Below are 23,146 nucleotides of genomic sequence, written 5' to 3' on the forward strand. Positions count from 1 at the left end.
TAATTCCTCCTTTCTATATTGAAATGATAAGATGAAAGGAGAATTGGAAAAAGGGTAGAAACAAAAGGGGTTATTTTTCACCTTTTAGGGGGATTATGATGTTTATTTTAAATCAATATATTGAACTATGGTGTGCCTATGGTAAAGGTAGACAAGAAGGAGAACAATTAGAAGTTACCGTACAAATGATAGCAGAAACATTATTTTGTACGGAGCGTAATAGTAAATTAATAATAAAAAAATTAGAAGAGTTAAATTGGATTGCTTGGTTTCCAGGGCGGGGGAGAGGGAATCGCTCTAAATTAATATTTCAAAAGCAACCGATGACATTGATTTTAGACAGAGGAAAAGAACTAACGAAAAAAGGGGATGTGAAAAGTGGAACCTCATTTGTGGAACGCTACAGCTCACAATTTCCATTAGTAAAGAAAGAGTATGAAGCTTGGGTAGATTCCATATTTGGTCATAAAATAGAAAGGACACCTGAAGGAAGAAAAGATGTCCTTCGGTTGCAAGTACAAATGAATCTAGACATCGCTTTAGATCCGGTCTACGCTACGATGCGCTCAGAATGTCATATGGTTAAACATATTTTTGATACACTCGTATATGTGAATGAGGAAACAAATTGTATAGAGCCAAGACTTGCTTTTCACTGGCAATATAATGACGCCGAAAAGGTTTGGACATTTTATTTAAGAAAAGGCGTTCATCTTCATAATAGAAAACAACTTACCGCACATGATGTTATACATTCATTGAATCGATTTATGAAAGCGGAAAACAACCCACACGCATGGATGTTGCAACATGTTGAAAATGTCCGTGCAGTGGATGAATTTGTTGTTGAAATTCAATTACATACGGAAAATAGGATGTTTTTACATATGCTAAGTGCAGAACAGTGTTCTATCGTAAATGAAGATGAAGCAGGAAACTTTATTGGTACAGGACCTTTTATATTACGCGAGAAAAATGCACAATTATTTGTATTAGAAGTGCATGATTTATATTATCGTGAAAGACCTTTTCTTGACCGAATTGAATTAATGAATGTAGAGAAAAATGTAAATACGTATGACGTGTTAGTAAAGGCGCAATATAAAGATAAAGAAAAGCCTAATAAAGAGTTGTCTCGGCTTGAATCGAACGTGACATATGTAACGTGCAATCTTGTAAAAGAAGGACCAATGCAAGATGAGCTGTTTCGAAAGGCACTACATAAAATCATTCATGGCGATAGGATTGTTCAAGAACTCGGCGGAGAACGTGGAGAAGTGGCAAAGAAACTAATATTAGCAAATGAAAGAAAAGTAGAGATTAAGGAAGAGATAGAATGTTTAGTGAAAAGGAGTATGTATCATCATGAAGTGCTACAACTCTACACATTTACAGGACAAGATCATGTAGAAGATGCACAATGGATTCAGAAAGAGTGTACGAAGTATGGGATTCGTGTAGAAAATAATTTTCTTGAAGTTGAAGAGTTATTGGAAATCAGTACGATACAAAAGGCTGATATGATGCATGATAGTGCAACAATTAGCGAACGAATAGAAGATAGTCTGCTATATATGTTTCTTACAAAAAATAGTTTTATTCATGGGCAAAGCAGCATGGACTTTCATAAAAAGTTCTCCCCTTATTTTAAAGAAGAAGATTTAGAGAATAGAGTTACATTGTTACGCGATATTGAGGACACTTTGTTGCGTCACATTCATATTATTCCTTTATATCGTAACAAACAACAAGTAACTTCTCACGAAAAAGTACAAAATATAATGATTAATTCACAAGGGTGGATTGATTTTTATGAAATATGGTTTACATGTTGATAAATAAGGGTTTTTACGCATTTTACATGATGTGTAAGAGCCTTTTTTTCGTGTGTGAAACAGGTTTGTTTTACACATTGTTACGCTACTTACGATAAAAGCCTATTTACAGCGTAACAGTGTTATGTTACATTGTTATCAGGAAGGAGTGTTATACAGTTGAGTACAGATTTAATTTCAAAAAAAGATTTATTAGAACTAACTGGTATTTCATACGGACAGTTATATAGGTGGAAAAGAAAAAATTTAATACCGGAAGATTGGTTTGTACGAAAGTCAACATTCACGGGTCAAGAGACATTTTTTCCGAAAGAAAAGATATTAGAGCGTATTGATAAAATCCAAACGATGAAAGAAGATTTATCACTTGATGAACTAGCAAATATGTTTTCACCGAGTGTTAGAGAAATTCTTTTAACAAAAGAAGACGTCTTACGTAAAGGAATTGCAACAGAGCCAGTTTTACAATTCTTCATAGAACAAACGAATAAAACAACAGAGTTTCAATTTGTAGATATTCTTTATGTGTATATGTTAGAAGAGTTACTACAATCGGGAGAGATTAGTTTAGAAGAAGGAAAAATGGTCTTGCAAGTTTTACGTGAAAATTATGAAGCAATTAAGCATAAAACTTGTGACTTAATCATCGTCCGAAAGTTAGGGATTTCTACATGTTTCTTAGTTTCAAACGTGGACGATTTAATTTTTGAAAAAGGTACCAAAATTGTTTTACGCGAAGCGATTATGAAATATACCGAAGCATTAAAAACGAAACTGTTGTAGTGGAGGAGAAAGTATGCGTACAGATAATTTGATTATAAATGGTTACGGTTCATCGAATGGCGGCGAGTTTCATAAAGTGCAATTAAATGGAAAAGGGACTGTTAATGGAAATATTGAATGTGACCAATTTGAATGTAACGGATATGGTGCTGTTACTGGAAATTTGAAAAGTAGCAATGCAAGAATTAGTGGATCAGGTAAAGTTGATGGTACAGTTATTGCGGAAACGATGCGAATTGATGGAAAAGCAACAATTACGCAAGATGTGAAGGCGAACAGTTTAAAAATTGCAGGAAAAGGTACAGTAGGTGGAAATGTAACTGGTGAAGAATTTAAAATCAACGGTCAAGCAACGGTTGATGGGAATTGTGAAGTGGATACTTTTTCTTCAGAAGGACAATTTACAATTGGTGGATTATTAAGCGCCGATGAAATAAATATTAATATTCACGGTACATGTCGAGCAAAAGAAATTGGTGGTCAAACGATTAAAGTAAAACATAGACTAAGTACTTTTAGTAGACTGTTTAAATCAGTATTTGGTATGCAATTAGAGGCTGAACTATTAGAAGGTGACAATATCGATATTGATTATGCTCACATAAAAACGGTAAGAGGAAACAATGTTACAGTAGGAGCTAACTGTGAGATTGAACTGATCGAATATACGGGTGTTCTTACTGTTGATAAAAGCGCAAATGTAAAAGAAATGAAGCAGATTTAATGGAAGGGAGAAAGTAATATGGAAGATCAAAATAGTCTTACTGTTAATGGTTCTGGTAGTTCAGCAGGCGGGGATTATAACAAAGTGAAGATTCGCGGTGAAGGAACGATTTCTAATGATATGAGCTGTAATGAATTTAAAACGTACGGCACGAGTGAAGTGCGCGGTAATATGAAAGTGAAAAATTATGTCGTGTATGGAGATAGTGAAGTACAAGGAAATGTAGATGCGGAATATGTAAAAGTATACGGAAATACACAAATGAATAGTGATGCCCATATTGAAAAAACGAAAGTAAGAGGTATGATAGAAGTTAAAGGGAAGTTTACTGGTGATTTCGTAGATGTGAAAGGCGCTTTAAATGTGAAAGGAGATATTGAAGTTGAAGAACTATCACTAACTGGTGGCCTTGAAAGTGATGGATTACTTAATGCTGAAAATATTGAAATTTCACTTCGTTATGAAGGCAGCAAAGTGAGAGAAATCGGCGGTAAAAAGATTACCGTTCGTAAAAAAGCGAGATTTATTCCATTTACAAGTCATGCTGGAAGCCTCCAAACGTCTATCATTGAAGGAGATGAAATTTATTTAGAGCATACGATTGCTGAAGTTGTAAGAGGAAACAACGTTACCATTGGTCCAGGATGTGAAATTAGTGTTGTAGAATATCATACTAGTTTTAACCAAAAAGGTAATGCAGTCGTAAAAGAACATAAACAAATATAAGTAGTACGAGGGAGAGCAAGGTTATGGTTGAGAAGAATAATAAGCTCGGCTTTGTTGTGGCGGGCTTATTGCTAGGTATTTTAATGGCATCAATGGACAATACCATTGTCGTAACAGCGATGGGAACGATTGTTGGTGACTTAGGAGGTCTTGAAAACTTTGTATGGGTCGTTTCTGCCTATATGGTCGCAGAAATGGCAGGTATGCCGATATTCGGAAAACTATCAGATATGTATGGTAGAAAGAGATTCTTTATTTTCGGTTTAATCGTCTTTATGATTGGTTCGGCACTTTGTGGTACTGCTGAAAATATTACACAGTTAGGTATTTATCGTGCCATTCAAGGTATTGGCGGCGGGGCATTAGTGCCGATCGCGTTTACTATCGTTTTTGATATTTTCCCTCCTGAAAAGCGCGGGAAAATGGGTGGATTATTCGGAGCAGTATTTGGTTTATCAAGTATTTTTGGTCCGCTGCTTGGTGCGTATATAACAGATTACATAAGCTGGCACTGGGTATTTTACATTAACTTACCGCTTGGCGTTTTAGCACTTATTTTTATTACATTCTTTTATAAAGAATCACGAGTTCATAGAAAGCAAAAAATTGATTGGTTTGGCGCAATTACTTTAGTTGGTGCAGTAGTTTCTTTAATGTTTGCCTTAGAGCTTGGCGGACAAAAGTATGATTGGGATTCTAACTTTATTTTAAGTTTATTTGGCGGATTCGCTATTTTAATTATTGCATTTATTTTTATTGAACGTAAAGTAGAAGAACCGATCATTTCATTTGAAATGTTTAAACAACGTTTATTCGGAATGAGTACCATTATTGCATTATGTTACGGTGCTGCGTTCATGTCAGCAACTGTATACATACCGTTATTCATTCAAGGTGTATACGGTGGTAGTGCAACAAACTCAGGATTATTACTTTTACCGATGATGTTAGGATCAGTCGTAACAGCTCAATTAGGTGGATTTTTAACGACGAAGCTTAGCTACCGAAACATTATGATTATTTCTGCTGTTATTATGCTAATTGGACTATTCTTATTAAGCACATTAACGCCAGAAACAAGTCGTATATTATTAACGGTTTATATGATTATTATTGGATTTGGAGTAGGTTTCTCATTCTCTGTACTAAGTATGGCAGCTATTCACAACTTCGGTATGGAACAGCGCGGATCTGCAACTTCAACGAGTAATTTCATTCGTTCATTAGGAATGACACTTGGTATTACAATCTTCGGAATGATTCAAAGAACAGGTTTCCAAGATTCATTAGAAGAAGCTTTTAAAGGTATGAGCGAAGGAATGAATACAAACGCTTTAGGAGATTCAAGAGCTATTCTATCAGAATCGGCAAGATCTCAAATCCCGCCGCACATATTAGATAAAATTATTGACGCTCTTTCTAGCTCCATTGTTCAAACATTTATGTGGGCATTAGTACCAGCAGGTCTAGCATTCATATTTATTTTCTTTATGGGAAATGAGCGTATGGTAATTGAGAAAAAACAAACGAATAAAAAGAGTGAAACATCAAAAGCGTAATGAAAAAGCTCCTTTCCAATTGGAAAGGAGCTTTTTCGTATGTACGGATTTAGATTAGCCTTCGATAATTTCGTATTCTTCGTCTGCTAATAATAAAATTTGTGTTTTCTTACCTTTGTTTTGAACTTCGATTACATCGTATGCACCTAAGTCTCTTAGTTTGTTTTGAGAAGCGTTAACCATAACTTCCATAGAATCAATTAAGATATCTTCTTCAATGTATGATTCAGGCAATGCCATATCTTCTGTTTCTAATACACATGCATATAGATTTTGTAAGTTTTCAGTAGTTGGGTTTTGTTCCTCAACATCAATGATGTTCTTTACTGCATCCATATTTTCTTCTTTTGCTTGGTATACTTTAATTTTAGCCATTGTTTTATTCTCCTTTATAACGTAATCGTAGAGGCTACACCTTATTATAACGTTTTTTTCATGAAAGATGAAATTGTTATATGTATTTATAGGGAAATTTATGTGCTGTTACTCATTATTGGCGTAATTTCATTATTAATGTGATAAGTAAGTACCTATATTCCTGAGTTAAAGTTATATTGTCCAAGCTTTTTTATACTCCGTTCATAGTATATGTATTAGATAAAACATATAGGGAAGGGATGGAGTGTAAGTGGGTTGTGAGCCGAAACGAAATTATCAATGCTGCCAAAATAGTATTTGTGAATTTTTGCGAAGTCTAGAGCCTTTTACAAAAGTTGAGAGTATTGTAATCGCCGGAAACGAAATTGTTGTATCTTATTTTCTTTCATTTAATAAGAGGAATGGTATCGTATCCTTCGTAAAAGAGGACAATGAGGTTATTTTTGTAGATTGCTCTAGGATTGATGCAATTCGAATAGGAAAAGTTTGTAGTTGTAAAACGAAAGGTGAACTACTCACCACTTAGCAAAGCTTGAAGTGGGAGCTTCTCAGTTCCACGACGAAAGCAACCTTTCGTCTCCCTGAGCGTTACTTCGGGGCGTTCCATCCCTAGATGACCAACGCTTGGATGTTCTCTTTATACGGTTGATATTTTACGCAGGAACCGAATGGCTTGGTTTTCGCACTCTATTTTCTTCCTGCAACCTTCTATATCAAGTTATCAAAGAACCTCATATAGCTGGTTTATCAAAATGTTTGGACTACTGTCAAAACGAAATTCATTTCCCACCTATCGTTGGGCTACGCCCTTCACACGCTTGAGGAAGGAGAATTCTTTCGGGAAATTCGTTAAACTAATGTAGAGGGTTTTTACATAATAAAAGATTTTAGATTGCGAATTATTATGAAGTATATTATCTGTAAACCTTTTTACTGGACAGTCTTTTACCTATTATTAGATGTTATAATAATTTTATATTTATGAATAATTTATAAATATATGGAGTGTAGTAGACTTTTTGCTTATATGTAGAATAAAAGGACTTATAAAAAAGTAGAAGTGCATTGATTCTAAAGAAAGCAGGAATGTAAATGATATATGAAGCGAATATACATACGAGAGAAAAATTAGTTACTATATTCGAGGATTTCAATAACGTTGTTTTACTTTCTTATTTACAAGGACATATGGGTACAGCGTGGGTAAATGATCTCGAAAATCCGACAGTAGCGCAAGTTACGGTAGGGATTTTCACATTTTACGCTGGGGATTCAAAGGTGAAAGAAACAGAAGAATTGCTTCGAAACATCCCTGATAGAATGTTAGTCATCGTAAATAGTGTAGAATGGAAAAAGCGTTTAGAAACATGTTACGAAAGAAAAATAGATAAGTTTTTACGCTATAAATTTAAACGTAATGCAGAAGTTTTTGATCGTTCAAAATTACAATCTTTTATATCAGCGCTTCCAAATGAATACGAGTTACGAAGAATAGATGAACATATCGTAAATAACCCTACATTACATAAAGTCTCTGAAGATTTTACAACTCAATTTCAATCAGTGGAAGATTATATAAACCGAGGTATAGGATATAGTATTTTGTATAAAGGAGAAGTTGTATGCGGTGCATCATCATATAGCATTTATGATAATGGGATTGAAATTGAAGTGGCGACTGATCACAATCATAGAAGAAGAGGATTGGCAACTATAGTTAGTGCGGCGTTAATCTTGGACTGTCTAGAAAAAGGAATATATCCAAACTGGGATGCTGCGAATACTACATCTGCTAAACTAGCAGAAAAGCTAGGATATGTTTTTGATAAGGCGTATGATACTTATTTTGTGGATAATAGGTAAATGAATGAATTTGTACAATTGTACAACAGAAAAAGTCTAGAAAATCCTATAAAATTCATATTAATTACTCTTTTTTAAAATTACAAATTGGTATAAAAATCGACTTGAAAAAGTCGTTTTTTATTTTTTAACAATAAGGTGCATCCAATATTAATTTGCTGTTGCATAGATATTTTGGAATGAAGAAATTAACAAAATTAATTTTATTTGTCTTAATAAATTTAAGAATAGATTTTTGAAAGTTTCTTCGAAAATATGGTTATCCTTTTTACTATTGAACTTAATCAACATATTATGGTGTGTTTCCGCGATAATAGTTAAGAATTTTTAAATAGGTAAATATTCATAAAAACTAATTATATTAAACTGTGTGTATTTGACTATTAAAGATAGAATACTATCTTTAATTGCAAATGATAAAAGTGACTATGATACAAACCCACGCAATAATAGAAAAAGTACATATACAGTAAAGAGAGTTAAAAAGCTCTAATTTTTTTATAAAGGAGATTATAAAATATGAGTGAACAATGCCCAATTAATGTACCATGTCAGGTAGCAGGACAAACTCAAACACCATTAAGTGATGCACCTGCAACGCCAATTACTACTCCAGGAGCACCAATTGTAAAAATACCAGTTGTATTAGCAGAAAGAACGATTCAAATTGTTGTAGAATCTGATATTTCATTAGATCCTCCAGCAGTTGAAATTAAACGTATCTTAAAAAATGCATTTTTAACACAATGTAAGTTAGTTCCTGTAGCATTCGAACCAGTACCAGGTACACCTTACCGAAGAGTTACAAGAGCAAAGTTATTTGTACAAGGATATATTCGGAAAAATATTGAGTATGCAAATGATGAGTGTAATGGAGTGCTATATGACCGTATTGCAAATGTTCCATTTTCTGGTTTTGCAGATTTAACAGAAGCTGATTTTCTATCATTAGCTATAGTAGCTGCTTCCTCAGATACTACTTCTCACTTTATTAATCCTAAAAATGGTGATCTACCACGTTTAGACAAATACTTCTTCGAAAATACAGTTTTTTATAACGAACAACCATATTGCGAGTTAGTTAGCGCTCAATTTTTCGAATTAGACTTTTCGCCTTGTCCAACAGATCTAAATGAACCATTTGATACTCTTCGTGAAAAAATTGTACTAGATCTTACTTTAAAAGTTTTACAAGTACAACAAGTGCAAGTATAAAACTAAAAAAGCATTGTCTTTGATAAAAAGACAATGTCTTTTTTATTATTATAAAACATATATAATGCTGAAAATGAATACGTGTAAAATAACATATTTTCCTGAATTTTATTAGATGGGGGGATGGTGATGAATAAGCCATGGATTGGTAAGGCGCTATGGGATGAAATTCACAAGTATAAAGATCTGAATAAACAAGATAATTCACGAGAAAGAATAGTAAAGAAAGAAGAGGAAGTATCTGAAGTAAAGAAAGAAGAGGAAGTATCTGAAGTAAAGAAAGAAGAGGAAGTATCTGAAGTAAAGAAAGAAGAGGAAGTATCTGAAGTAAAGAAAGAAGAGGAAGTATCTGAAGTAAAGAAAGAAGAGGAAGTATCTGAAGTAAAGAAAGAAGAGGAAGTATCTGAAGTAAAGAAAGAAGAGGAAGCATCTGAAGTAAAGAAAGAAGAGGAAGTATCTGAAGTAAAGAAAGAAGAGGAAGTACCTGAAGTAAAGAAAGAAGAGGAAGTATCTAAAGTAAAGAAAGAAGAGGAAGTATCTGAAGTAAAGAAAGAAAATGCAACATCTGAATCACAAATAGAACCTTCAGTACGTTCAATGGTAGTGAAAACACCATTTTCTATTATTTCTGAAGTGTCTAGTTTTAAAATATTTCCAAAAATAAATATAAAAAATCAAGAAGAGTTTGTTTTTCAAAATGAAAAAGATGTAGGTAGACGTGAATTAGATTCTAAGCTATTAACTACAGTACAACAGTATCATTCGGAGGCTTATTGTGAAATAGTTTCTTTTAATCTTCATGAAAAGAGAGTGCTTATGGAATTATATAATAAAAAAGTCATAGGGAATATTGAAGAGAATAAGGTAGAGACATCTTCATGGACTCCTATACATAGCATAGTAATAGAGGGGGAAAATGAAGGAGAAATAAATAATGTTATAACAGCCAAGCTACCAATAGAAATAGGAAAATATAAAGGTGAAATTATTTTACGAGAAAAAGTTGTATTTAAAGAAAAAGTCATAGGAATAAAAGAGGTGGAACAAGAGATTGTTTTGACAAAAACTGAATTCTTAGTGCCAAAAGTAATAAAAAATCGACAAAATACATTTACAGTTGAAAAAGGAAGCTTATTTGTAGAAGGTTATATTTATCAATGTATTGAATACATTTCAGAACAAAGTACATTTCATAATAATGTGTATCAATTAATGCAAAATATTGTACTGGAATTAGTCGTTCAAGTAATACAAGAACAGGAAGTACAAGTACGAATTAATTAAAAATGAATATATTCCCTAAATGCTACAAATGGTTTTTTCTCAATAAATTCAGTGTAATATTAATGAATACTAATTTTTGCTAACGGGGATAGTTACTTTATAAAATGAATCTATTTAGGTCTATGAAAAAATAAGTGCTAACATGTTTGAAAACAAACTTATTAACACTTATTAAAAACAGGCATAAAATTTGGATTATATGTGGTTTGATTTAAGAATTTAATAAAAAACATTGATAATTACCTACTATAAACTGATGTGTAAAATAAAGTGTATTCACTTTTTTTTTACAAGACTCTCAATTTGAATAGTAATACATGTTTATCATAATTTTCTAAACACCAATTATATTTTTTTAGAATAATTGGATGGACAACTTCTTTCTTCATATCAACTTCAATAAAGCCATATGTTTTATAAAAACTTTCTAGTTCGTCAAAAGGAATACAAAATACGCTTTGTATTTCTAATGCTTTCGCAGTCTGTACTAAGAATGAAACAAGTTTCCTAGCTAATTGTAGACCTCTAAATTTAGGGAGAATAAAAATTCCACCCATTTCAATAGTACCTTCATCTATTTGGACTAATCGACCAACACCTGCATAAGCATTGTCGTATGTAATGATTGCTACCATATCTCGATTTAAATCACTTCGTACAAATCCTATAGCGTCATATTGTTTATTAACCCATTCTAAATCATTAGAGGTGGCTAGTTGAATACTCATTTGTATCAATCCTTTGGAAAATTCGATATATTTTTATTATACAGAATGTAAAGCGGTTAAATTTAGATGATTTTAATAACAGTTCAAATTTTGAAGAATAGTGCATACAATATAAAGTCTTTTCCTTTCTTCATTTAAGTTTTACGTATATAATTTAAAAGTACTATTTTTATTTTATATTTTTTATATTTATAACAGAATAGAGGTTTAAAAATGGGTGTTAAAATCATTACGGATAGTGCGGCGGATTTACCGGTAGAATTGCTGCAAGCATATGATATTGATTTAATTCCACTCCGTGTTTATGATGAAGCAGAAACAGAGTATTTAGATGGAGTTACATTAGAGTCAGTTACATTATTGCAAAACATGAGAGAAGGCGCTGTTTATAGAACGTCATTGCCTTCGCTTGAAACTTTCCAAGAAAAATTTGTTTCTTATGCAAAAGAAGGTAATCCTTGTATATATTTAGCTTTTTCATCTGAACTATCTGGTACATATCAATCGTCAGTTGTTATTAAAGAAGAAGTGAAAGAAACATATGCTGATTTAGATTTAGAAATTATTGATACAAAATGTGCTTCGCTTGGCCAAGGGCTTGTCGTTTTAGAAGCTGCTAAAATGGCGAAAGACGGCGCATCAAAAGAAGATATTTTAAAACGTGTTGATTTTCTAATGAACCATATAGAACATATCTTCACAGTAGCTGACTTACAGTATCTTGTTAGAGGTGGGCGTTTAAGTAAAGTCGCAGGATTTATCGGTGGTTTACTAAACATAAAGCCGATCTTAAACGTGGAAGAAGGAAAGCTTGTACCACTTGAAAAAGTACGAGGGAAAAAGAAAGTACTTGGCCGAATTGTAGATATTATGGAAGAGCGCGGAAAAGACCTTAAAGGTCAAACAATCGCTATGACTCACGGTGCTGACTTAGAAACAGCTGAAGCTTTAAAAGCATTAATTACGGAAAGATTTGGCTGTGAAGTATTTATCGTAAATACAATTGGAGCAGCAATCGGTGCACATACAGGACCTGGCGTTATAACGCTATTTTTCTTAAATGAAGTAGAGTAAAGGATTGATCTTTTGATCAATCCTTTTTTTCTTCAAGGTAATGCTACTATTTCTGTAGCAGATGAGCTGAAAAAATTTAAGGAATTATTAGATATGGGCGTTATTACAGAAGATGAATTTAATGCGAAGAAAAAGCAGTTACTAAATATATAAATTAGTTTTTTATGAAATTAGTATGAAAATGCTAAATATAAGATGTTAAAAAGATGATTCTGTTGTGGACAGAATCATCTTTTTTATGTGTTGAAGTATTTTGTTTATAAAAATCTAAATATTTCAAGATATTAAAATTTATTTATTTCATATATAATTGTGTAGGGAGAAATATCTGTAACTATTTGTAAAAATAGGGGGCGGCTATAAAATGCATGAAATTGCTAGATGGGATTTAGATCGATTATATACGTATGGAGACATTATACTTCCAATATTGGAGTTAAAAGAGCAATATATGGTGACAAAAGATGTAGAAAACCTTTCAAAACTTATACAAGCTATTGAAAAAGCAGAATACTATTTGTACTGTCGATCGGTTGAAGAAAGTATTATATCGGATATTACTAGATTGACTGTGAAAGTAAAGGAATTAAAAAGTGAAGTGCAGCAAGTAATACAACAAAGTGAAGTGGAAATTACCGATAATACTAGGCTAATAAAAGATGAACTTAATGCGTGGGAAAATATGTACATACAATTAAGGGATAGGATAGAAATAGAGCACAATAATAAGCAATTATCATTTGGACAAGCAAATAATATTGCAATGAATAGTGATAATGAAAAGGAAAGAGTAGAAGTATTCGAGTTATTAACAAATGCCTTACATAAGGAAAAAGAAATTTTTGCTACTGTATTAAATCAAATAGGGAGATTACGTAATACAAAGAGTAATGAATTAGAAGAAAGAGAGATTTTAACGCAATCTCTACATGCTAATGGTATTACTGAAACTGTATTATTACAAATGTGGAATGCGACAGAAGAAAATCTTGATACATTAGTAAGTGTTTTAAACGTGTATAAGAAGGGGGAAGCTTCGATTACATGGCATGAACTTATGACCGTAAAGGAAAATAATGAGATTAATATCCCTTTTTCAGTAGCAGTTCAAAACATATACGATGCGTTTGAAAATATAGATAAAGAATTAGCAGAATTTGCACGGAATGCAATAGAGAGTGGATGGGTGGATGCGGAACCGAGAGATAATAAACCACCTGGTGGATTTTGTGCTCCTTTTTTCAGTGAAAAAGAATCACGAATCTCTATGCGTTATGACGGAAGTATCGATAGTGTAAGAGTACTTGCGCACGAACTAGGACATGCTTGGCATTTTTATAATATGAGTTTTGAGCAATCTACTTCTTTTTTAGATGATTATTTGCCAATGAGTACGGCTGAATCGGCGTCTATTTGCTTTGAAACGGTACTCTTAAACTATCTAATTCAAACAACAGATAGTATAGATATGAAAAAGTCATTGCTTAGTTGGAAAATAAGAAACTGTTTTAATTATGTAATGGCAATTCGAGCATCATTTGAATTTGAGAAGAATTTTTATGAAAAGTGTAAAGAAGGTCCATTAAGTGCTGATGAAATCGAGAAATTATCTATAGTAGCGCAAGAAAAAGCATATGGGCATGCGTTATCAGAATATCAGCCGTTTGTTTGGATGAAATACATTCAATTTTATATTGCAGATGTTCCTTTTTATAATTATCCATACACATTTGGGTATTTAGCTAGTTTTAGTTTATTAGAGAGGGCTCAAGAAAGTAAAACTACTTTTCATCCGAAATATAAGGAGTTTTTACGAGAAACAGGAAAAGCTCCAGTGGAAGAACTTATGAAAAAACATTTTGAAATCGATATAACAAGCTATGTATTCTGGTATAAAGCTTTTAGACAAATTTCGAAAGATGTTGATGAATATTTGAGGCTTATGTAAGGAGAGAGTATAGTGGATCACCAACTTATAAAGGGAATACCTTTTTCAACTTTAGAATATGAAAAAGCTATAAGTTTATTAAAAGGTTGGCTACATGAACAACAAGAGAAACCAAGGTTTGTAGTAACTGCAAATCCTGAAATTGTTATGTCTGCAAAGGAAAGCACGGCTAAATCAAAGCAGTTTAAAAAGATGTTACTTTCTGCAGATTTAATAACAGCGGATGGGATTGGCGTCATAATAGGCTCGAAAATATTAAAAGGAACTTTGAAAGAACGTGTTACTGGGGCAGATATCACTCACGATTTAATAAAATATTGTAATGACAATGAATATCGTGTCTTTCTTTTTGGAGCTGCGCCAGAAAGTAATAAAAAGGCACTAAAAAAATTAAATGAGCAGTTCCCAGGAGCATAGTTTAAAGGACAGCATGGATTTGTAAATGGCGAAGAAATAGAAGAAGTAAAAATGAAAATTAAGCAATTCAAGCCGCACTTACTACTAGTAGGACTAGGTTCACCAAAACAAGAAGAATTCATCTATGAAAACATACAAACATTAAACGTGCCGCTATCTATTGGTATAGGAGGCATGATTGATATAATATCTGGTACTGTAAAAAGAGCACCAAAAATTATGAGGGATACAGGAACTGAATGGCTGTATAGGTTACTTTCGCAGCCGAAACGGTTAAAGAGACAACTCGTACTTCCGAAATTTTTATTGTCGGTTATGTCTGAAAGAATTAAAGGGATTAATTAATAAAGGAGACTACATTCATGAAAAGAATCGGCATTATCGGAGCAATGCAAATTGAAATAGACTTACTTTTAGAAAAACTAGCTATACAAGAGGAACAGAAGATTGCGGGAATGCCTTTTTACATTGGCGAATTCATGGGAACAAAAGTAATTATTACACGTTCTGGTGTAGGGAAAGTAAATGCAGCCGCATGTACGCAAACATTAATTCATAAATTTCATGTAGATGCTATCATCAATACAGGTGTTGCTGGTGGATTACATCCAGATGTAAAAGTTGGTGATATCGTTATTTCAACGAATGTTACCCATCATGATGTAAGTAAAACTCAAATGAAAAACTTATTCCCGTTCCAAGAAGAATTTAATGCAAGTAAGGAATTAATAGAGTTAGCACGTACAGCATGCAATAGTAGTAGTTTACATATGGAGATTCATGAAGGAAGAATCGTCAGCGGTGAATGTTTTGTTGAAGATTCAAAACTAAAAGCGAGATTAATAGACGAATATGCGCCGCATTGTACTGAAATGGAAGGTGCAGCAATTGGCCATGTTGCTTACATAAATGAAGTACCATTTCTCGTTATAAGATGTATTTCTGACAGTGCAGATGATGAAGCGCAAATTTCTTATGACGACTTCGCGAAAACTGCCGCAAATTATTGTTCAGAAATTATCGTTGAGATGCTGAAAAATATATCGAGTAAAACTTATAGTTCAAAAGGGGAGAATGACATGTTACAAGCATTAATTTTTGATATGGACGGAACGTTATTTCAAACTGATAAAATTTTAGAATTATCGTTAGATGATACATTTGATCACTTAAGATCACTACAATTATGGGATACGGTAACACCTATTGAAAAATACCGTAAAATTATGGGTGTGCCTTTGCCAAAAGTCTGGGAAGCTTTATTACCGAATCATTCTATTGAAGTAAGAGAACAAACAGATGCATATTTTTTAGAAAGATTAATTGAAAACATTAAGAGCGGAAAAGGTGCTTTATACCCGAACGTAAAAGAAGTTTTTACATACATAAAAGAAAATGATTGTTTAATTTATATTGCTAGTAATGGTTTAACTGAATATTTACGAGCAATCGTATCTTATTATTCTTTGGACCTGTGGGTTACTGAAACGTTTAGTATTGAACAAATAAACTCTCTTAATAAAAGTGACTTAGTAAAAAGTATTTTGAACAAATATGATATAAAAGAAGCAGCGGTAGTTGGCGACCGTTTATCTGATATACGTGCAGCGAAAGATAATGGCTTGATTGCGATTGGATGCAATTTTGATTTTGCACAAGAAGATGAACTTGCGCAGGCGGATTTAGTAATAGATGATTTACTTGAGTTGAAGGGAATATTGCCTACTGTGCAGAGATTATAAATTCATTTAAAAAATCATATAATATTTTAAAAATCCTTCTTCCACGAATGGAGTAGAATTCATTTGTGATAAATTAGTAATAGTTTGATTTTTAAAAAAACTGAGTAGAGGATTATAAAGTGTGTGCAGTTTTTTGCCAATTCCTATATATCTTATTCCACGGAGGAAATATGCTTAAAGATAATTTTAACATTAGTAATATTCCCGCGGTTTTGTGGGGAGATAAAAGTGAAAAAGTTTTTATTGCAGTACATGGAAATATGTCAAATAAGGAAGATACAGTTATTCAAATATTAGCTGAAGAAGCTAATCAAAAAGGTTATCAAGTATTAAGCTTTGATTTACCTGAGCATGGAGACAGAAAAAATGATAATACTCCTTGCAAAGTACAGTTTTGTATTAGTGAATTATCGATAATTATGAATTACGCAAAAGAACATTGGAAAAAAGTAAGCGTGTTTGCATGTAGTATAGGAGCTTATTTTAGCCTTTTAGCTTATCAAAATGATGTGATAGAAAAGGCATTATTTTTATCACCAGTAGTTAATATGGAACGAATTATCGAAAATATGATGAAATGGTTTAATGTAACACCAGAGCTTTTGCAAAAAGAAATGACTATAGAGACACCGATTGGTCAAAAGTTATATTGGGATTATTTATGTTATGTAAAAGAACATCCTATTAATACATGGAATACAGATACATATATTATGTACGGATCCAAGGATGAACTGTGCGAATTTGAAACTATTAACTATTTTACAAAAAAACATCGTTGTAAATTAGAAGTCATGGAGACAGGTGAACATTATTTTCATACTGAAGAACAGTTCAAGATATTTGAACAGTGGTTACACAAACGTATCGATTAACAAATTATAATTTATCTTGAACCTGTTAGAGAAGAATAGTGAATATATAAACTAATATTATATTTGAAAGATATTATAAATGTAAAAGTATTCACTTAAACAAACAATTGCCTTAGTTCAATAAGAATTAAACAACTTTATTAATGATTTTTGAGTACAAATATCTTTATATGTATAGAAATTAAACAACTATATTATCGATTTACATCTGAAGTGAAGAATACGCACACTACGAATTAAATAAAATAACAACCATAAAAATGCTCAGAATAAATAATTCTTGAGCATTTTTACGTATTTTTATATTAAGGGGGAATTTACTTGAAAGATATACATATTCAACAAATTGAAGATTTAATGAAATACGAGCACGATTATCTTGTTCAAGAAAGCAAAGAAGAGGGATTTAATTTCTTAATAAAACTAATAAGTGAATATGAAAATAAAATAAACATATTTAATAAAACTGGAGAATGTTTATATGGTATTTTTCAAGGGGAAAAGTTAATTGGAATAGGAGGGTTAAATGAGGACCCATACTCAGAAAATAATAAGAATGGCCGATTAAGGAGATTTTATATTTCAAAGGACTACCGTCGTGTAGGGCTAGGTAACTTGTTATTAAACCGATTATTATTACATGCAGAAAAGTATTTTAAAGTGGTTGTTCTACATACAGATACAAAGCAAGGTGATGCGTTTTATAGTGCAAATGGATTTGTGAAAGAGAAATTATTTAAAGGATCTAGTCATTACAAATTGTTAGAGAAGTAGCTGTGCAAAGAATTATTCTGAACAGCTATTTTAAATTTTGTTTTTTGTTGGTAAATCGATACATTTAAAAATTAATAAAATAATTTCATTTGCTGAATTATTGATACAATTAAAAGAGACCTCAGCTTTAAAAATAAACTTATGAGGTCTCTGATTTCTAGTCAATTATGTTTTAACATTCATTTCTTTCAATAATCCCTTCGGATCACCTTTTACATAATAAAAATGCGGAGTATTTTCATCATCGTAAAGCATAATATAAGGCTTTTCATTAAGCGGGAGGAGAATAAGTACTTCATCAATTGTTGTATGTAACCATTGATTTGTAATAGAAATTGGTTTAGATAATGGGATTTTTATCATGTGACCATCTTTTGGAACGACGTTTAAGTTTTTGAACGGGCCAGTAATGGATTTAGCGTATTGAACAGCTTCTTTTTGAATAGCTGGATCTAAAGATTGTTTTTGAACGACCATTTCTTTTTGACAATCAAACACTTCAATTTGTTGTTTTGTATTTGCGAACACATTTGTTGATAATAAGAAACAAAGAAGAGTAATAACCCCGATTTTTTTAATCATAATACAACACCTCGTTTTTACTATACCCTTAAAACGTTCAAATATTTTTCTGTCACATTGATGTAACAAAGAAGTTGTATAATACAATTGGTTTTTGTTTAATAGCAATGGAGGATAATGTATGAGAGTATTAATAGCAGATGATGAACAAGATATGTTAAGGATTTTAAAGGCTTATTTCGAGAAAGAAGGCTTCGAAGTTTTATTAGCAAAAGATGGAGAAGAAGCACTTCAAATATTTTATGATGAAAAAGTTGATTTAGCTGTTTTAGATTGGATGATGCCGAAACATAGTGGTATTACTGTCTGTCAGGAAATAAAAAAGAATTCAAGCGTAAAAGTGTTAATGCTTACAGCGAAAAGTGAAAGTGAAGATGAATTAGCAGCACTTCAAAGTGGCGCAGATGAATATGTAAAAAAACCATTTCATCCAGGCGTATTAATAACTAGAGCGAAAAAACTTATACAGCATGATGATGTCATTCAAATTCAAGATTTGAAAATAGATTTCACTAAAAATAAAGTTTATAAAAATGACAAAGAGTTAGATATTACAAAAACAGAGCTAGAATTAATAAAGTGTTTTTTAAATCATAAAGGCATGATTTTAACTCGTAAAAAATTGTTAGATATCGTATGGGGGTTTGACTATTTCGGAGAAGAGCGAACTGTTGATACACATGTAAGAAGATTACGTAAAAAAGTAGGAGAAAATATTATAAAGACGCATCGTGGTTTAGGATATAGTTTGGAGGAGCAGAGTGAATAAACTTGGAAAAAAGCTATTTCTCAGCATTTCTTTAACTGTTATTCTTATTTTTACAATCTCTTTATTATTAATTAACTATCTTTTACCGAAATATAATATTTACAAAACGCGAGAAAGTTTAGAAGGTATTACAGCACAAATACAGTCCATACCGAGCAAACAACTGGATGAAGCAATTACTAGCATTGAAAATAAAGGAAATGTTACGATTGCGTATACATCAATTAACAATTCGGAAGATCGAATTAATGATGAGTTACGTATGCAACTTACAAGGAAAAGGGTTGCCCTTAATAAACTTTGGATTACAAAAGAAGAAGTAATGAAAGTAAAGAACTTCGGGCAAGCGAATAAAATATATGATCAAGAAAAGATTAAATCTAGTTTTTTTGTGAAATACATTGCGAAAGACGATATGTTAATTTTAGTAGGAGTTTCGATCGCACATTCTAATGAAATAATAAAAGCGTTAAATTCATTTTATTTTTACATTTTTGGCATTACGATTTTTCTCATTATCGTACTTGTATGGATACTTTCAACGACAATCACCAGACCATTGAAAGAATTAAGTAATGTTGCAGAAGATATTTCAAATTTGAAATTTGAACGAGCGAAAGTGAAAACAAATGATGAAATAGGGGACTTAGCTAATAGTATTAATATCATGAGTGAAAAACTCAATGAAGCGCATGAAGATTTAACAGATCGAAATGAACATTTAAAACGATTTATGGGTGATGTGACGCATGAATTAAAGACTCCAATTGCATTAGTGAAAGCATATTCTATGGGAATAAAAGATGGTTTAGATGATGGTACATACATAGATACAATCATTAAACAAACTGATCAAATTTCAAACCTAATTGAAGAGTTATTACGATTTTCTAAACTAGAAAGAGATGTTTTAGAAAAAGAAGAATTCGATATTAAATCACTAGTCCAAAGTATATTAGATAAGCATAAGATTGAACTGGAATCGAAAGAAATCAATTTGCAAGTGAACTATAATGTTAGCGATGCAGTTGTTAATGCTGATGTAAATAAAATGAAAATGGTCTTTCAAAATTTAATATCTAATGCGATAAAATATACAGCAAATCAAAATATAAAAATTACTTTAGAAGATCGAAATGAAAATATATATTTTCAAATTCAAAATGGTATGAATGCCGAACAAATGAAAGATATCGATAAAATTTGGGAACCTTTTTACGTCCTAGAATCTTCTCGTAGTAAAGACCATTCTGGTACAGGACTAGGTTTAGCGATAGTGAAAAGTATTTTAGAAAGACATGGTTTTGATTATGGAGTCTCTACAATAGAGGGAGATATAAGATTTTATATTAATATGAAGAATGACTAATTCGAAACTATAAAAAGCATCGTCTATTATTAGGCGATGTTTTTTTATGATTATATGAGAGTAGTAAATCAGAATATATAACCTCGAAGGCTCGTTTGAAGAGTGTTCTACAAATTTTTCAAGTTGTTGCATGAAATATAAACTGAATTTTCTGTTATTTTATTGTATAGTAAAAGGAGACATATATGGGGAGGAAAAAGTATGGGGAAAAAGAAAATAGCAATTACATTATCAACAATCTTATCTTTATCAGTCACATCAGGAGTTTCTAGTATGACTACGTATGCAGACAAGAAAGAAACAAACTACATAAATGAGAATGACGTGAAGTTAAATGGGAAAGGTGCAGAAGGACTACAATCAAATACGAAGATTGAATTAGAAAATGGGATGACAAAGCCGATCTACTCGCTTGATGAAGCAATTATCGAAAATTTATTTGTAGAGACGGAAGTTGATAGTGATCGAGATGGAAAAAAGGATCGTGTATCAGTAAAAGTTATGCGTCCAAAAACTGATTCAAATGTGAAAATTCCCGTTATATATGAAATGAGTCCATATCGATCTGGCTTAAAAGATGTTCCTGTATATAATGTAGATGAAGAATTGTATGCGTATGAAGGGAAACCGTATGGAGCTGTTAATCTTGGTTCATACGGAAATTATTATGTGCCAAGAGGCTATGCAGTCATTTTAGGTGAAAGTATAGGAACTGGAAAATCAGACGGATGTCCAACTACTGGGGATGAGCAAGAAATATTAGGGACGAAATCTGTCATTGATTGGGTAAATGGGCGTGCGAAAGCATATACAGAAAATGGTGAGGAAGTTAAGGCTGATTGGTCAACAGGAAATGTAGGTATGACAGGCGTTTCTTATAATGGTACGTTACCGAATGCAGTTGCGACGACTGGCGTGGAAGGGTTAAAAACAATTATTCCAATCGCAGCGATTAGTAGTTGGTATGATTATTATCGTGCAAACGGTGCAGTCATTGCGCCTGGTGGATACCAAGGAGAAGATACAGATAACATGGCAGAAGCAGTTCTAACAAGAGAAAATCCTGAAGTTTGCGGACAAGTAATAAAAGAGCTAACAGCTGGACAGGACCGGAAAACTGGTAATTATAATGATTTTTGGGATAAACGTAATTATGTAAAAGATGCTAAAAACGTAAAAGCGAGTGTATTTGTTGTTCATGGTTTAAATGATTGGAATGTAAAGACGAAGCAGTTTGCGCAGTGGTGGGAAGCACTTGGAGAAAATGATGTCCCTCGTAAAATGTGGTTACATCAAGGTGGACACGGTGGAACATCAACAAATGATTGGCAAAGAACACAAAATAAATGGTTCGATTACTGGTTGTATGGAATTGAAAATGGGATTATGAATGAACCGATGGTGGATGTACAACGTGAAAATAAAACTTGGGATAAAATAAAAAATTGGCCGGATCCAGCAGCTGTACCGTCAGAAGTTCGTATGTATTTAAGTAACAAAGCAGTTAATTTGCCATTAAGTATGGGCTCTGCAAATAAAGTTTTCTCATTCGTGGATGATGCAAAAATGAAATCAAATCAATTAATAGAAAATCCAGAATTAGAAGTAGCCAATCGATTAGTGTATACAATGCCTGTACTTCAAAAAGATACGCGTATAAGCGGTACACCAAAGATTTCAATTACAGGAAATATTGATCGATCTGTATCAAATTTAACTGCTTTACTTGTTGATTATGGTGGAGCAAAGCCGGAAATTGTAACGAGAGGCTGGATGGATCCACAAAACTTAAAGAGTATAGAAAATTCAACAGCGATTCAACCGGGCAAAGATTATACATTCACATGGGATATGCAGCCTGATGATTATGTATTTAAAGTGGGGCATCAAATAGGGGTCATTTTAATCGCTAGTGACTATGATTATACGATTAGACCGAAAGCGGGCACGAAGCTTACAGTAAAATTAAGTGAAGTAACATTGCCGATTGTGAAATAAATAGTTATGAATAAAGAGCTTACTGCATAGTAAGCTCTTTAAACTTTGAAATGGGGAGTTTAATGTGAATGTTTATTAGTAGATACAAAAAATGCTTACAACAAATAAAAAAATTGCATTCATGATCAATAGACCACTAAAGGTAAGCCCAGCAAAACCTCCAGCGAATCCATCTCCTACTTTTTCACCAATTACGTGCAAGGTGGCGAAGAAAACAACGGGAGAAGAAAGTATGAAAATACCACTGGCTATTTTCCATATTCGTTGATATTTCTTTGCTATAAAGAAAATGAGTGTATTAAAAGTGATAAGAAGAAAAATAAATCCAATTAATGAATTCATCATATCCTCCTTTCAATATAATTCTGAATTTTCATATGTTCATTTTGAATGGAATATTATACAATATAATTATATTGTATGGAAAGCGAGTGATATATTATGACAGTCAGCTCTTTCGAATTTTTATTAAAAATAAAGGTACAGGAAGATTAATTGAATGA

The 23,146-nt window shown here is 32.3% G+C and carries 20 protein-coding genes and 3 pseudogenes; 19 read left to right on the forward strand and 4 right to left on the reverse strand.

Annotated features, from left to right (window positions below; all coding sequences use genetic code 11):
- The first annotated feature begins 98 nt into the window (after positions 1 to 98).
- From QCI46_RS13250 to QCI46_RS13270, 5 genes are all read left to right on the forward strand, one after another.
- Entirely contained in the window at positions 99 to 1,835 is a 1,737-nt protein-coding gene (locus QCI46_RS13250) for an ABC transporter substrate-binding protein (RefSeq protein WP_353841870.1), read from the forward strand.
- A gap of 159 nt (positions 1,836 to 1,994) precedes the next feature.
- Entirely contained in the window at positions 1,995 to 2,618 is a 624-nt protein-coding gene (locus tag QCI46_RS13255) for a YhbD family protein (protein WP_327961300.1), read from the forward strand.
- Positions 2,619 to 2,631: 13 nt separating this feature from the next.
- The gene (locus tag QCI46_RS13260) at positions 2,632 to 3,342 is read left to right on the forward strand and encodes a bactofilin family protein (protein ID WP_172553299.1); all 711 of its coding nucleotides are present in this window, start codon (positions 2,632 to 2,634) and stop codon (positions 3,340 to 3,342) included.
- Between the two features lie 18 nt (positions 3,343 to 3,360).
- Entirely contained in the window at positions 3,361 to 4,068 is a 708-nt protein-coding gene (locus tag QCI46_RS13265) for a cytoplasmic protein (RefSeq protein ID WP_353840488.1), read from the forward strand.
- A 23-nt stretch (positions 4,069 to 4,091) separates the two neighbouring features.
- Positions 4,092 to 5,627, forward strand: coding sequence for an MDR family MFS transporter (locus QCI46_RS13270; RefSeq protein ID WP_353840489.1), 1,536 nt, complete (start codon positions 4,092 to 4,094; stop codon positions 5,625 to 5,627).
- Positions 5,628 to 5,681: 54 nt separating this feature from the next.
- Here the strand turns inward: QCI46_RS13270 and QCI46_RS13275 are convergent, their stop codons facing one another.
- Positions 5,682 to 6,002 (reverse strand): hypothetical protein, encoded by a 321-nt coding sequence (locus QCI46_RS13275; protein WP_046954336.1) that lies wholly within the window; start codon positions 6,000 to 6,002, stop codon positions 5,682 to 5,684.
- A 253-nt stretch (positions 6,003 to 6,255) separates the two neighbouring features.
- Between QCI46_RS13275 and QCI46_RS13280 the strand changes: the two are divergent.
- From QCI46_RS13280 to QCI46_RS13295, 4 genes and pseudogenes are all read left to right on the forward strand, one after another.
- Positions 6,256 to 6,510, forward strand: a pseudogene (locus QCI46_RS13280) (BC_2878 family exosporium-associated protein); the annotation flags it as partial.
- A gap of 587 nt (positions 6,511 to 7,097) precedes the next feature.
- The gene (locus QCI46_RS13285) at positions 7,098 to 7,868 is read left to right on the forward strand and encodes a GNAT family N-acetyltransferase (RefSeq protein WP_353840490.1); all 771 of its coding nucleotides are present in this window, start codon (positions 7,098 to 7,100) and stop codon (positions 7,866 to 7,868) included.
- 519 nt (positions 7,869 to 8,387) lie between these two features.
- Positions 8,388 to 9,083 (forward strand): CsxC family protein, encoded by a 696-nt coding sequence (locus QCI46_RS13290; protein ID WP_001294980.1) that lies wholly within the window; start codon positions 8,388 to 8,390, stop codon positions 9,081 to 9,083.
- Positions 9,084 to 9,212: 129 nt separating this feature from the next.
- A complete protein-coding gene (locus tag QCI46_RS13295) occupies positions 9,213 to 10,367 on the forward strand; it encodes a BC_2427 family protein (protein WP_353840491.1) in 1,155 nt (384 codons plus the stop codon).
- Between the two features lie 287 nt (positions 10,368 to 10,654).
- On the opposite strand, the gene QCI46_RS13300 is transcribed toward QCI46_RS13295, so the two are convergent.
- Positions 10,655 to 11,095: a GNAT family N-acetyltransferase gene (locus tag QCI46_RS13300; RefSeq protein WP_327961551.1), complete on the reverse strand. Its 441-nt coding sequence runs from the start codon at positions 11,093 to 11,095 to the stop codon at positions 10,655 to 10,657.
- Positions 11,096 to 11,308: 213 nt separating this feature from the next.
- Between QCI46_RS13300 and QCI46_RS13305 the strand changes: the two genes are divergently transcribed.
- From QCI46_RS13305 to QCI46_RS13335, 7 genes and pseudogenes are all read left to right on the forward strand, one after another.
- Positions 11,309 to 12,169: a DegV family protein gene (locus QCI46_RS13305; RefSeq protein WP_353840492.1), complete on the forward strand. Its 861-nt coding sequence runs from the start codon at positions 11,309 to 11,311 to the stop codon at positions 12,167 to 12,169.
- A gap of 12 nt (positions 12,170 to 12,181) precedes the next feature.
- On the forward strand, positions 12,182 to 12,322 hold the full coding sequence (locus tag QCI46_RS13310; protein WP_000609635.1) for an SHOCT domain-containing protein: 141 nt from the start codon (positions 12,182 to 12,184) through the stop codon (positions 12,320 to 12,322).
- A gap of 211 nt (positions 12,323 to 12,533) precedes the next feature.
- Entirely contained in the window at positions 12,534 to 14,117 is a 1,584-nt protein-coding gene (locus QCI46_RS13315; RefSeq protein WP_353840493.1) for a M3 family metallopeptidase, read from the forward strand.
- A 12-nt stretch (positions 14,118 to 14,129) separates the two neighbouring features.
- Positions 14,130 to 14,879 (forward strand): annotated as a pseudogene (locus QCI46_RS13320) (WecB/TagA/CpsF family glycosyltransferase).
- Between the two features lie 17 nt (positions 14,880 to 14,896).
- Positions 14,897 to 16,276 (forward strand): 5'-methylthioadenosine/adenosylhomocysteine nucleosidase, encoded by a 1,380-nt coding sequence (locus tag QCI46_RS13325; RefSeq protein WP_353840494.1) that lies wholly within the window; start codon positions 14,897 to 14,899, stop codon positions 16,274 to 16,276.
- Positions 16,277 to 16,446: 170 nt separating this feature from the next.
- On the forward strand, positions 16,447 to 17,151 hold the full coding sequence (locus QCI46_RS13330) for an alpha/beta hydrolase (protein ID WP_353840495.1): 705 nt from the start codon (positions 16,447 to 16,449) through the stop codon (positions 17,149 to 17,151).
- 321 nt (positions 17,152 to 17,472) lie between these two features.
- On the forward strand, positions 17,473 to 17,925 hold the full coding sequence (locus QCI46_RS13335) for a GNAT family N-acetyltransferase (protein ID WP_353840496.1): 453 nt from the start codon (positions 17,473 to 17,475) through the stop codon (positions 17,923 to 17,925).
- A 165-nt stretch (positions 17,926 to 18,090) separates the two neighbouring features.
- On the opposite strand, the gene QCI46_RS13340 is transcribed toward QCI46_RS13335, so the two are convergent.
- Positions 18,091 to 18,507, reverse strand: coding sequence for a hypothetical protein (locus tag QCI46_RS13340; protein WP_353840498.1), 417 nt, complete (start codon positions 18,505 to 18,507; stop codon positions 18,091 to 18,093).
- A 121-nt stretch (positions 18,508 to 18,628) separates the two neighbouring features.
- On the opposite strand from QCI46_RS13340, the gene QCI46_RS13345 reads away from it, so the two are divergent.
- From QCI46_RS13345 to QCI46_RS13355, 3 genes are all read left to right on the forward strand, one after another.
- Complete coding sequence (locus QCI46_RS13345; RefSeq protein ID WP_001264414.1) at positions 18,629 to 19,276, forward strand: response regulator transcription factor; 648 nt, start codon at positions 18,629 to 18,631, stop codon at positions 19,274 to 19,276.
- Positions 19,269 to 20,645, forward strand: coding sequence for a sensor histidine kinase (locus QCI46_RS13350; protein WP_353840499.1), 1,377 nt, complete (start codon positions 19,269 to 19,271; stop codon positions 20,643 to 20,645). The genes QCI46_RS13345 and QCI46_RS13350 overlap by 8 nt, the downstream gene beginning before the upstream one ends.
- Before the next feature lie 201 nt (positions 20,646 to 20,846).
- The gene (locus QCI46_RS13355; RefSeq protein ID WP_353840500.1) at positions 20,847 to 22,643 is read left to right on the forward strand and encodes a Xaa-Pro dipeptidyl-peptidase; all 1,797 of its coding nucleotides are present in this window, start codon (positions 20,847 to 20,849) and stop codon (positions 22,641 to 22,643) included.
- A 59-nt stretch (positions 22,644 to 22,702) separates the two neighbouring features.
- On the opposite strand, the pseudogene QCI46_RS13360 reads toward QCI46_RS13355, so the two are convergent.
- Positions 22,703 to 22,988: pseudogene (locus QCI46_RS13360) on the reverse strand (hypothetical protein).
- Between the last annotated feature and the right edge of the window lie 158 nt (positions 22,989 to 23,146).

Source organism: Bacillus cereus group sp. RP32 (assembly GCF_040459735.1).
Classification (GTDB): Bacteria; Bacillota; Bacilli; order Bacillales; family Bacillaceae_G; genus Bacillus_A; species Bacillus_A wiedmannii.

Coding starts and splice junctions, on each gene's coding strand:
- QCI46_RS13250 (WP_353841870.1), top strand. CDS start 99: ATGTTTATTTTAAATCAATATATTGAACTATGGTGTGCCTATGGTAAA.
- QCI46_RS13330 (WP_353840495.1), top strand. CDS start 16,447: ATGCTTAAAGATAATTTTAACATTAGTAATATTCCCGCGGTTTTGTGG.
- QCI46_RS13355 (WP_353840500.1), top strand. CDS start 20,847: ATGGGGAAAAAGAAAATAGCAATTACATTATCAACAATCTTATCTTTA.
- QCI46_RS13340 (WP_353840498.1), bottom strand. CDS start 18,507: ATGATTAAAAAAATCGGGGTTATTACTCTTCTTTGTTTCTTATTATCA.
- QCI46_RS13290 (WP_001294980.1), top strand. CDS start 8,388: ATGAGTGAACAATGCCCAATTAATGTACCATGTCAGGTAGCAGGACAA.
- QCI46_RS13345 (WP_001264414.1), top strand. CDS start 18,629: ATGAGAGTATTAATAGCAGATGATGAACAAGATATGTTAAGGATTTTA.
- QCI46_RS13270 (WP_353840489.1), top strand. CDS start 4,092: ATGGTTGAGAAGAATAATAAGCTCGGCTTTGTTGTGGCGGGCTTATTG.
- QCI46_RS13265 (WP_353840488.1), top strand. CDS start 3,361: ATGGAAGATCAAAATAGTCTTACTGTTAATGGTTCTGGTAGTTCAGCA.
- QCI46_RS13285 (WP_353840490.1), top strand. CDS start 7,098: ATGATATATGAAGCGAATATACATACGAGAGAAAAATTAGTTACTATA.
- QCI46_RS13325 (WP_353840494.1), top strand. CDS start 14,897: ATGAAAAGAATCGGCATTATCGGAGCAATGCAAATTGAAATAGACTTA.
- QCI46_RS13260 (WP_172553299.1), top strand. CDS start 2,632: ATGCGTACAGATAATTTGATTATAAATGGTTACGGTTCATCGAATGGC.
- QCI46_RS13295 (WP_353840491.1), top strand. CDS start 9,213: ATGAATAAGCCATGGATTGGTAAGGCGCTATGGGATGAAATTCACAAG.
- QCI46_RS13315 (WP_353840493.1), top strand. CDS start 12,534: ATGCATGAAATTGCTAGATGGGATTTAGATCGATTATATACGTATGGA.
- QCI46_RS13300 (WP_327961551.1), bottom strand. CDS start 11,095: ATGAGTATTCAACTAGCCACCTCTAATGATTTAGAATGGGTTAATAAA.
- QCI46_RS13275 (WP_046954336.1), bottom strand. CDS start 6,002: ATGGCTAAAATTAAAGTATACCAAGCAAAAGAAGAAAATATGGATGCA.
- QCI46_RS13305 (WP_353840492.1), top strand. CDS start 11,309: ATGGGTGTTAAAATCATTACGGATAGTGCGGCGGATTTACCGGTAGAA.